We start from the raw sequence: 10,773 nt of genomic DNA, 5'->3' as shown, positions 1-10,773 counted from the left end.
CCCTGTGGACAACCAGGGAAAAGTATGAAGAACGGTCCCGGACCTGGTCCGGGACCGTTCTCACCCACGCGCGTTCACGCCCGGCCCCTACGCCGACCGCTTCCTGCGACTCCTCCTCGACCGGAGCGTCCGATCCCGGCGCCGCCGTGTCGCTCCGGCACCTCAAAGAGACCGTTCCTGCACCTCAAAGAGACCGCACCGGCACCGCACGCCCTCAAGCGCACACCCACCCTCAAAGAGGCCACGCTAGAACCGCACGCTCCACACCGTCGCCGCCCCGGCCGACCCACCGTCCACCGCCGGCATCCGCAGCAGCGTGGCCGGACGCCCGCCGATCAGCTGCCGCACCCCTGCCGCGTCCGGCTGCAGACGCCCCTGCGCAAACCGTACGAAGCTCACCCGCGTCCCCGGTTCCACCTTCATCTCCCGGTACTGGCGGTACGTCACCGCGTCGCACCCCGAGTACCAGCCGAACTCCGGCTCGTACCCCGTGACGATCAGGCAGCTCTCCCCGTCCTGCGCCGCCAGCGCCCGCGCCACCGGCACCGTCGAGGCACCCAGCGACGTCGGGCCGGGCATCGCCCCGTGCGCCACCGCCTGCGCCGTGCCGAACACCGTCAGACCTGCCAGCACGCCCACGCACACCAGCACCCGCGGCGCCCACGCCCGCGTGAGCTCCGCCACCGCCTGTACTCCGAGGATCGTGAGCAGGGTCACCGGCAGGTACACGAACCTCGGTTCCCCGTCCGTCGCCACCCCCAGCACCACGAACACCAGCAGCGCCGCAGCCCCCAGGAACACCCGCCGCCGGTCGTCGGCCCGCACTCCTTCTCCCGACTCTCCCCGGCCGCCCCGCCGCACCCGCAGCCACGCCGCGACCGCCGCGCACACGCCCGCGGCCATCACCACCGCGCCCAGGTCCCCGGCCAGCCGGTAGGGGAAGACGCTCAGGTAATAGACCAGCCCGTCGCCGACGTACTCCCGGTTGGCCTGCGAGGTCGCCGAAAGGATCATCCCCAGGGGCTTCCCGGTGCGCTCCGTCGCGTACAGGAAGTGCGGTACGAGACCCAGCGCGAGCACTCCGACCGCCGCCCACAGCCGCCACCCCAGTGCGAGCCAGGCCCGCGGCCCGTACGCGAAGACGCCGGCCAGCGCGACGGCCAGGAGGTTTCCCACCACTCCGTACCGCAGATAGAAGGCCGCCAGCGCGACGAACGGCACGAGCAGCAGCGCCCGCGCACCCGCCTTGGTGCCCGCTCGCTCCTGCGCCCGGACCAGCAGGAACACGACCATCAACAGCAACGCGGTCGACCCGATGTCATTCAGGTACTCCGGCACCCGCCGCAGGAACCCCAGCCCGCTCAGCAGCACCAGGGTCACCACCACCGCCCGCCGCGGCGACGTCCACGCGCGTGCCACGAGGTACGTCGTGCAGAGCATTACCAGCGCCAGTACGAGCGCGACGGCCCGCAGCGCCCCCGTACCGCCGCCCGAGGCGTATCCCTCGTATCCCGTCAGCCACAGCGCGAGCGTGCCCAGGGCGGGCAGTCCGACCGGCCGGTAGACGCCCCATCCCGCATCCGGCGTCCCGTCGAACCAGAAGCGCGCCTTGTTCGCGTAGACCGCCTCCTCATGACCGAGGTACGGCTCGAAGTCCTGCAGCCAGGCCCACACCCCCGCGGTCAGGGCGAGTGCCACGACCACGTACGCCCACGCCGGTATCCGCCGCAGCCACTTCTCCACATGCGCCCAGGGGCCGGGAACTCCGGCGCCGCGCGGCCCGTTCTCCAGCCACCAGGGCTTCGCCACCAGCCAGAGCACCGCCGCAAGCAGCAGATAGGGCCACGGCTGCCACCCGGGCAGCCAGCCTCCGAAACCCACAGCCAGCATCAGCTGCTGCGCCGCAGCCAGTCCCGTCAGCACCAGCGCACCGACACCGAACAGCCTCGACCGCGTCACAACCGCCTCCGAACAGCAAGACACCTGCTCAGCCGGACGAGCGAGACCACCGGAGCAGGAACAGTAAACGGACATACAGAAACGGGCCCCACCGTTTTCACGGTGAGACCCGAATCTCAAAGTGCGCGAGGGGGGATTTGAACCCCCACGTCCCTAAGGACACTGGCACCTGAAGCCAGCGCGTCTGCCGTTCCGCCACTCGCGCATGAGTGATGTCGTTCGATTCCCCGCACTGGTTTGTGCGACTGGCTGGCGACAAGAAGAAGATTAGCACGGTGGTCAGGGTGGATTCACACGCATAGTTTCCGGGGACCCGCCAGTGGAACGCCGACCTCCGGCACCCACTCCTCCGGGGAGGAGCACGCGTGCGGGACACTGTCAGGAAGCCACCTCTACGATCCCTTGTGAGGGGTGACACTCATCGACTGGGCGGACAAGGGGAACCAGCCGTTTTCCCGGCGCGTGGATACGATCAGTAAGCAGTACCAGGACGACAACGACGGAGGAGGTGCCCCATGGGAGTCCTGAAGCGTTTCGAACAAAAGCTCGAAGGCATGGTGAACGGCACCTTCGCCAAGGTCTTCAAGTCCGAGGTCCAGCCCGTCGAGATCGCCGGCGCCCTCCAGCGCGAGTGCGACAACAACGCAACGATCTGGAACCGCGAGCGGACCGTCGTCCCCAACGACTTCATCGTCGAGCTCAGCACCCCGGACTACGAGCGCCTCAGCCCGTACTCCGGCCAGCTGGGCGACGAGCTGTCAGGCCTGGTCCGCGACTACGCGAAGCAGCAGCGCTACACCTTCATGGGCCCCATCAAGGTCCACCTGGAGAAGGCGGACGACCTCGACACGGGTCTCTACCGGGTACGCAGCCGCACGCTCGCTTCGAGCACCTCGCAGGTCGCAGCCCCCTCCGACCCGGCCCCCGCAGCCCCCGCCGCCCCACGCGGCGGCGGATACGGCTACCCGCCCGCGGCTTCCGGCGGCGCACCGCCCATGCCGCCGGCCCCGCCCGGCGGCGCAGCCCGCCCCGGCCCGGCCGCCGACCGCGGCGACCGGCGCGCGCCCGGAGCAGGCCCGGGCCCCATGCCCGGCGCCCAGACCCGGCGCTGGATCGAGATCAACGGCACGCGCCACCAGATTTCCCGGCCCACCCTCGTGATGGGCCGCAGCACAGAGGCCGACGTACGGATCGACGACCCCGGCGTCTCCCGCCGGCACTGCGAAATCCGCACGGGTACGCCCGCGACGATCCAGGACCTCGGGTCCACCAACGGCATCGTGGTGGACGGCCAGCACACCACCCGCGCTACGCTCCGCGACGGCTCGCGGATCGTCGTGGGCAGCACCACCATCGTTTACCGGCAAGCCGAAGGGTGAAGCGGGGGCAATGTCAGAGCTGACCCTGACGGTCATGCGGCTAGGTTTCCTAGCTGTCCTGTGGCTATTCGTAATTGTGGCCGTCCAGGTCATCCGCAGCGACCTGTTCGGTACGCGCGTCACGCAACGCGGCTCACGCCGCGGCAATGCGTCCGACACGCGTACCCAGCAGCAGAACACCGGCGGGGGGCGCCAACAGGCCGCACCCCCACCACAGCAGCAGCAACGCCAGCGCCGCGGCGCCCCGACCAAACTGGTCGTCTCCGAAGGCAGCCTCACCGGAACCACGGTGGCGCTCCAGGGGCAGACCATCACGCTGGGCCGCGCGCACGATTCGACGATCGTGCTGGACGACGACTACGCGTCCAGCAGGCATGCCAGGATCTACCCGGACCGCGACGGCAACTGGATCGTCGAGGACCTGGGATCCACCAACGGCACCTATCTCGACCGGAACCGGCTCACCACGCCGCAACCGATTCCGCTGGGCGCACCGATTCGCATCGGCAAGACCGTCATCGAGCTGCGGAAGTAGTACGACAATGAGCGAGCGGAGCGAGCGAGCCGCAGCGGCCCCGGCACAGGGCCCCAGCGCCCTGGCCACGGGCCGGAGCGCGCTCCCGACCGGAGGGTGGGCAGTGTGGCTCGAAACCCGGTGTACCCGGAGCCGACGGGCGAGGTGCGTATGAGTCTGTCCCTGCGCTTCGCCGCCGGATCGCACAAGGGAATGATCCGGGAGGGCAACGAGGACTCCGGCTACGCCGGCCCCCGCCTTCTCGCGATCGCCGACGGCATGGGTGGTCAGGCCGCCGGTGAGGTCGCCTCGTCCGAGGTGATCTCCACGCTGGTCCAGCTCGACGACGACGTACCCGGGTCGGACATCCTGACCTCCCTGGGCACGGCCGTGCAGCGGGCCAACGACCAGTTGCGCATGATGGTCGAGGAGGACTCCCAGCTGGAGGGCATGGGCACCACGCTCACCGCTCTCCTGTGGACGGGACAGCGCCTGGGCCTCGTGCACGTCGGCGACTCCCGCGCGTACCTCCTGCGCGACGGCGTCCTCACCCAGATCACGCAGGACCACACCTGGGTGCAGCGCCTCGTGGACGAGGGCCGCATCACCGAGGAAGAGGCCACCACCCACCCGCAGCGCTCCCTGCTGATGCGGGCGCTGGGCAGCGGCGACCACGTCGAACCCGACCTCTCCATTCGTGAGGTCCGGGCCGGCGACCGCTATCTGATCTGCTCCGACGGCCTGTCCGGCGTCGTCTCCCACCAGACGATGGAGGAGACGCTCGCCAGCTACCAGGGCCCGCAGGAGACCGTCCAGCACCTCATCGAGCTGGCGCTGCGCGGCGGCGGCCCCGACAACATCACCTGCATCGTCGCCGACGTCCTGGACGTCGACGGCAACGACACCCTGGCCGGGCAGCTCAACGACACCCCGGTCATCGTCGGCGCCGTCGCCGAGAACCAGATCCAGCTCCACGACTCCGGCGCCATGCAGACCCCGGCCGGCCGTGCGGCCGGCCTCGGCCGCCCCACGCCGTCCCCCCGGCCGCAGCCGCAGCCGCCCTCGGGCAGCTTCGGCCCGGCGGGCAGCGGCGGCGGGTACGGCGGGAGCCTCCCCGACGACACCTTCGACATGTACAACGGCGAGGACTTCGTGAAGTCCCCCGGGCGCAAGTGGCTGAAGAGATCCCTCTATCTCGCGCTCGCCCTCGTCGTCGTCGGTGGCGGTCTGTACGGCGGCTACCGCTGGACCCAGACCCAGTACTACGTCGGTGCCAGCAGCGAGCACGTCGCGCTCTACCGGGGCGTCGACCAGGACCTCCCGTGGGTCTCCCTCTCGAAGATCGAGAAGGACCACCCCGAGATCGAACTCAAGTACCTCCCGGACTTCCAGTCCAAGGAGGTCAAGAACACGCTGCCGGCCGGCGACCTGGCCCAGGCGCGCGAGAAGATCGAGAAGCTCGCGCTCCAGGCGTCAGCCTGCAAGAAGAAGTCCGAGCAGCGCACCGCTCCGCCGCCGAAGGCGCCGGTCAAGCCCAACCCCGGCGAGACGCCGGGCGCCAAGAACGGCGCCAAGACGCCGAACGCAGCCACACCCACTCCGAGCGCCCCCGCTCCAGGTCCCACCCTCTCCGAGGAAGAGCAGGAACTGGCCTCGCAGTGCGGTAAGCCGGCCACACCGTAGGGGGCCCACACCACCATGAGCGTTGTCACCAACACGACCACCATCGGCGCGATCGAAGCACCCAGCAGGCGCAACACCGAGCTGGTCATGCTCGCTTTCGCCGTCGCCATCCCGGTCTTCGCGTACGCCAACGTGGGCCTCGCCAAGGACGGCGCCCTGCCCGCGGGCATGCTGGGCTACGGGGTCGGGCTCAGCCTCCTCGCCGGCATCACGCACCTCATGATGCGCAAGTTCGCCCCGTACGCGGACCCGCTGATGCTGCCCATCGCGACCCTGCTCAACGGGCTGGGGCTGGTGATCATCTGGCGGCTCGACCAGGAGCCGCTGATCACCACCGCCGCGCTCGGCGGGCCGATGGCAGCCAAGCAGCTGATGTGGTCGACCGTCGGCGTCGCGCTATTCCTGGGCGTCCTGCTGCTGCTCAAGGACCACCGGGTACTCCAGCGGTACACGTACATCTCGATGGTCGTGGCCCTCGTGCTGCTGATCCTGCCGATGTTCTTCCCCGGTGTGAACGGCGCCAAGATCTGGATCACCATCCCCGGCCTCGGCTCGCTCCAGCCCGGCGAGTTCGCCAAAATCGTCATCGCGATCTTCTTCGCGGGCTACCTCATGGTGAAACGGGACGCGCTCGCCCTGGCCAGCCGCCGCTTCATGGGGATGTACCTGCCGCGAGGCCGCGACCTCGGCCCGATCCTCGCGATCTGGGCGCTCAGCCTGATGATCCTGATCTTCGAGACCGACCTGGGCACCTCGCTGCTCTTCTTCGGCCTCTTCGTGATCATGCTGTACGTGGCTACCGAGCGCACCAGCTGGGTCGTCTTCGGCCTCACCCTCAGCGCGGCGGGCGCGGTCGGCGTCGCCACCTTCGCCACGCACGTCCAGTCCCGCGTCAACGACTGGCTGAACCCGCTGGCCACGAAGTGCGTGAACGGCGAGTGCGGTCTGGTCACCGAGACCGCCCAGTCGATGTTCTCCTTCGGATCCGGCGGCCTCTTCGGCTCCGGACTCGGCCAGGGCTACTCCCGCTTCATCGGCGGCATCGCCCCCAAGAGCGACTACATCCTCGCCACCATCGGCGAGGAGTTGGGCCTCACCGGCCTGATGGCGATCATCCTGCTGTACGGCCTGCTCATCGAGCGCGGCATCCGTACGGCGCTGGCCGCCCGTGACCCGTTCGGCAAGCTCCTCGCCATCGGCCTCTCCGGCGCCTTCGCCCTCCAGGTCTTCGTCGTCGCGGGCGGAGTCACCGGCCTCATCCCGCTGACCGGCATGACCATGCCGTTCATCGCCCAGGGCGGTTCCTCCGTGATCGCCAACTGGGCGCTGGTGGCCATCCTGCTGCGCATCAGCGACACCGCGCGGCGCCCCGCCCCCGCCCCCGCCCCGTCCCCCGACGCCGAGATGACCCAGGTGGTCCGACCGTGAACAAGCCCCTGCGCCGGGTTGCCATCTTCTGCGGAATCCTGGTCCTCGCACTGCTCGTCCGGGTCAACTGGGTCCAGTTCGTCCAGGGCGACAAGCTCAAGGAACACACGGACAACCGCCGCGTCCTCGTGGAGCGCTACGCCCACCCGCGCGGCGACATCGTCGTCGACGGCAAGGCCATCACCGGCTCCACCGAGGCCAAGAACGGCGACCTCAAGTACAAGCGCACGTACCAGGACGGCCCCATGTGGGCCCCCGTCACCGGCTTCGCCTCGCAGGTCTACGGCGCCACCCAGCTGGAGAAGCTCAACGACGGCATCCTCACCGGCACCGACGACCGTCTCTTCTTCGACCGGACGCTCTCCCTCTTCGCGGGCGAGGAGAAGAAGGGCGGCAACGTCGTCACCACCCTCAACGGCGACGCCCAGCGCGCCGCCTACAACGGTCTGAAGGGCAAGAAGGGCGCCGTCGCGGCCCTCGACCCGAAGACCGGCAAGATCCTCGCGCTGGCGAGCACCCCCTCGTACGACCCGTCCAAGATCGCCGGCATGGGCGACAGCGACGCGTGGAAGCAGCTCGACAAGAAGGTCAACCCGGACGACATCTCGCTCAACCGGGCACTGCGCCAGACCTACCCGCCGGGCTCGACGTTCAAGGTCGTCACTGCCGCTGCGGCGCTGGAGCACGGCAAGTACACGGACATCGACGCGGCAACCGAGTCGCCCTTCCCGTGGAAGCTGCCCCAGTCCTCGAAGTTCCTCCCGAACGACGGCGACCACCCCTGCGAGAACGCCAGCCTGCGGGTCGCGCTCCAGTGGTCCTGCAACACCGTCTTCGGCAAGATCGGCTCCGACCTCGGCCGGGAGAAGATGCAGGAGACGGCGGAGAAGTTCGGCTTCAACAGCGAGCAGTTCACGCCCGTCCGCTCCAACGCGAGCGTGTGGCCCAAGAAGATGGACCCGCCGTCGACCGCCATGTCGTCCATCGGCCAGTTCGAGACCGCGGCCACTCCGCTCCAGATGGCCATGGTCACCGCCGCCATCGCCAACGACGGCAAGCTGATGACCCCGTACATGGTCGACAAGCTGACCGACCCCAACCTGGACGTCATCAAGCAGACCGATCCGGTCGAGATGAGCCAGCCGATGTCTGCGGACAACGCGCAGAAGGTCCAGCAAATGATGGAGACCGTGGTCAAGGACGGCACCGGCAAGAACGCCCTGATCGACGGCGTCACGGTCGGCGGCAAGACCGGTACCGCACAGCACGGCCTGAACAACGACAAGAACCCGTACGCCTGGTTCATCTCCTACGCCAAGACCGACAAGGGCTCCCCGGTCGCCGTCGCCGTGGTCGTCGAGGACAGCGAAGCGGCCCGTGGCGACATCTCCGGCGGCGGTCTCGCCGCGCCCATCGCCAAGAACGTCATGAAGGCAGTACTCGACCGCGCGAAGTAGGCCGGACCGAGGAGTGGGGATGTTTCACGTGAAACATCCCCACTCGCCACCGGGGCCAGGAGTGACCCCGGTCACCACCCCGTCCCATTCGCGCACGTTGACGTACCGGTCGGGTATCAGGTGACGGTTGCGGGCCGACCGGGTGCGGACCGCCCGGTACCGTATGCGCGAACAGCACACCGCCGGACCACACACGGGTGCGGTCGGGACAGACGGAGAGGGCTGGATTAGCTATGGAAGAGCCGCGTCGCCTCGGCGGCCGGTACGAGCTGGGCTCGGTGCTCGGCCGTGGTGGCATGGCCGAGGTCTACATCGCCCAGGACACCCGGCTCGGCCGCACCGTCGCTGTGAAGACGCTCCGGGTGGACCTCGCCCGCGATCCGTCCTTCCAGGCCCGGTTCCGCCGTGAGGCCCAGTCCTCCGCCTCACTCAACCACCCGGCGATCGTCGCGGTCTACGACACCGGTGAGGACTACGTCGACGGAGTCTCGCTCCCGTACATCGTGATGGAGTACGTCGACGGATCGACCCTGCGCGAACTCCTGCACTCCGGGCGCAGGCTGCTCCCGGAGCGCACCCTGGAGATGACCGTGGGGATCCTCCAGGCGCTGGAGTACTCGCACCGCGCCCAGATCGTCCACCGCGACATCAAGCCGGCCAACGTCATGCTGACGCGCAACGGCCAGGTCAAGGTCATGGACTTCGGCATCGCCCGCGCCATGGGCGACTCCGGCATGACGATGACCCAGACCGCCGCCGTCATCGGCACCGCCCAGTACCTCTCCCCGGAGCAGGCCAAGGGCGAGCAGGTCGACGCACGGTCCGACCTCTACTCCACGGGCTGCCTGCTGTACGAGCTGCTGGCGGTCCGTCCCCCCTTCATCGGGGACTCACCGGTCGCGGTCGCCTACCAGCACGTACGGGAAGAACCGCAGCCCCCGTCGAACTTCGACCCCGAGATCACGCCCGAGATGGACGCCATCGTCCTCAAGGCCCTGACCAAGGACCCCGACTACCGCTACCAGTCGGCCGACGAGATGCGCGCCGACATCGAGGCCTGCCTCGACGGCCGTCCCGTCGCCGCGACCGCCGCCCTCGGCGCGGTGGGATACGGCGGCTACGACGGGTACGGCAGCAACGACCAGCCCACCACCGCCCTGCGCCAGGCCGGTCAGGGCGGCCAGACGGCGATGATGCCGCCCGTCGGCAACGGCGGAGACGGCTACGGCAATGGGAACGGCGGCTACGACGAGCCGGCGGGCCGCCGCCGTCAGCAGCCCAAGAAGAGCAACACCTCGACGATCCTGCTGGCCGTCGCGGGCATCCTGGTCCTCGTCGGCGCGGTCCTCATCGGCAACTCGATCTTCAACGGCGAGAAGAAGCCCCAGACCACGGAAGTGCCCAAGCTCGTCGGGCAGACGTTCGCGGCAGCGAAACAGTCCGCCGAGACGGTCGACCTGATCCTCAAGCGCAGCGACGCACCCTGCGCGGACCAGGAGAAGGGCAAGATCTGTTCGCAGACGCCCGCCGACGGCTCGATCAACAAGGGCGGGACCGTCTCGGTCGTCGTCTCGACCGGCGCCCCCAAGGTCGAGGTCCCCGACGTCATGGAGCAGACCGAGGAGCGGGCCACCAAGCGCCTGCGCGGCGACGGCTTCACGCCCAAGATCAAGCAGGCCGAGTCCGAGCAGACCGAGGGCACGGTCATCAAGCAGTCCCCCAAGGGCGGTGAGTCCGCGGAGAAGGGCTCCGACGTCACCATCACCATCGCCAAGAAGAAGCAGCTGCTCGTCCCGGACCTGACCGGCCAGACCTACGAGGCCGCCGAGCAGACCCTCAAGAACCTCGGCTTCGAGACGGTGATCAAGGCCGAGCAGGAGGACGACCGGCCGGCGAACACCGTCATCAACCAGAACGTCAAGGGCAAGGCCCTCCCCAGCACCGCGATCACCCTGATCGTCGCCAAGCCCAAGCAGCAGGAGACCCCGCCGCCCGGCGAGCAGGTGCAGATCCCGGCCGACCTCGTGGGCAAGACCTACGGCGAGGCCAAGGGCATCCTGGAGGGCCTGGGACTGACCGTCCAGCCCGGTCCCGGCGGAAGCGACAAGGACGACGCCAGGGTCATGGCCGTCAACCCGGGCGGCAGCACCATGGTCGCCAAGGGCTCCGCGGTGACCGTGACCGCCCTCGGCGGAGGCGGCGGTAACGGCAACGGAAACGACCACGGCGGCGGCCTCTTCGGCGACTAGCCGCACGCTCCGCCAGGTCCCGGCACCACCGGATCCCGGGACCTGGCAGCTCCGGCCCCACCAGGTCCCGGCACCAGCACAGCGAAGGGCCCCCGGCACACCAC

General features: G+C 69.2%; 7 protein-coding genes and 1 tRNA gene. 6 read left to right on the top strand and 2 right to left on the bottom strand.

The genetic code is table 11. The annotated features are described in order from the left end of the window. Window positions 1-246 precede the first annotated feature (246 nt). Window positions 247-1,959, bottom strand: a complete 1,713-nt coding sequence (locus ACWGIG_RS31470) for a glycosyltransferase (RefSeq protein WP_453325093.1) — start codon at window positions 1,957-1,959, stop codon at window positions 247-249. Window positions 1,960-2,081: 122 nt separating this feature from the next. Beyond that, window positions 2,082-2,164 (bottom strand) — tRNA-Leu (locus tag ACWGIG_RS31465). Between the two features lie 310 nt (window positions 2,165-2,474). Here ACWGIG_RS31465 and ACWGIG_RS31460 point away from each other — a divergent pair. The 6 genes from ACWGIG_RS31460 (at window position 2,475) to pknB (ending at window position 10,669) form a co-directional block, all read left to right on the top strand. Beyond that, window positions 2,475-3,338, top strand: coding sequence for an FhaA domain-containing protein (locus tag ACWGIG_RS31460; protein ID WP_453325092.1), 864 nt, complete (start codon window positions 2,475-2,477; stop codon window positions 3,336-3,338). Window positions 3,339-3,348: 10 nt separating this feature from the next. After that, window positions 3,349-3,873: an FHA domain-containing protein FhaB/FipA gene (locus ACWGIG_RS31455; RefSeq protein WP_362413012.1), complete on the top strand. Its 525-nt coding sequence runs from the start codon at window positions 3,349-3,351 to the stop codon at window positions 3,871-3,873. 150 nt (window positions 3,874-4,023) lie between these two features. After that, on the top strand, window positions 4,024-5,535 hold the full coding sequence (locus ACWGIG_RS31450) for a Stp1/IreP family PP2C-type Ser/Thr phosphatase (protein WP_453325091.1): 1,512 nt from the start codon (window positions 4,024-4,026) through the stop codon (window positions 5,533-5,535). 15 nt (window positions 5,536-5,550) lie between these two features. Next, window positions 5,551-6,963, top strand: a complete 1,413-nt coding sequence (locus ACWGIG_RS31445) for an FtsW/RodA/SpoVE family cell cycle protein (RefSeq protein ID WP_453325090.1) — start codon at window positions 5,551-5,553, stop codon at window positions 6,961-6,963. Further along, on the top strand, window positions 6,960-8,420 hold the full coding sequence (locus ACWGIG_RS31440) for a peptidoglycan D,D-transpeptidase FtsI family protein (RefSeq protein WP_453325089.1): 1,461 nt from the start codon (window positions 6,960-6,962) through the stop codon (window positions 8,418-8,420). The genes ACWGIG_RS31445 and ACWGIG_RS31440 overlap by 4 nt, the downstream gene beginning before the upstream one ends. Before the next feature lie 233 nt (window positions 8,421-8,653). After that, window positions 8,654-10,669, top strand: a complete 2,016-nt coding sequence (gene pknB, locus ACWGIG_RS31435) for a Stk1 family PASTA domain-containing Ser/Thr kinase (protein WP_453325088.1) — start codon at window positions 8,654-8,656, stop codon at window positions 10,667-10,669. The last annotated feature ends 104 nt before the right edge of the window (window positions 10,670-10,773 follow it).

The organism is Streptomyces sp. NPDC054863, assembly GCF_053610825.1.
Note: the sequence above shows the minus strand (reverse complement) of the source record. Positions and strands in the feature narration are given on the sequence as shown.

Coding starts and splice junctions, on each gene's coding strand:
- ACWGIG_RS31450 (WP_453325091.1), top strand. CDS start 4,024: ATGAGTCTGTCCCTGCGCTTCGCCGCCGGATCGCACAAGGGAATGATC.
- ACWGIG_RS31455 (WP_362413012.1), top strand. CDS start 3,349: ATGTCAGAGCTGACCCTGACGGTCATGCGGCTAGGTTTCCTAGCTGTC.
- pknB (WP_453325088.1), top strand. CDS start 8,654: ATGGAAGAGCCGCGTCGCCTCGGCGGCCGGTACGAGCTGGGCTCGGTG.
- ACWGIG_RS31460 (WP_453325092.1), top strand. CDS start 2,475: ATGGGAGTCCTGAAGCGTTTCGAACAAAAGCTCGAAGGCATGGTGAAC.
- ACWGIG_RS31445 (WP_453325090.1), top strand. CDS start 5,551: ATGAGCGTTGTCACCAACACGACCACCATCGGCGCGATCGAAGCACCC.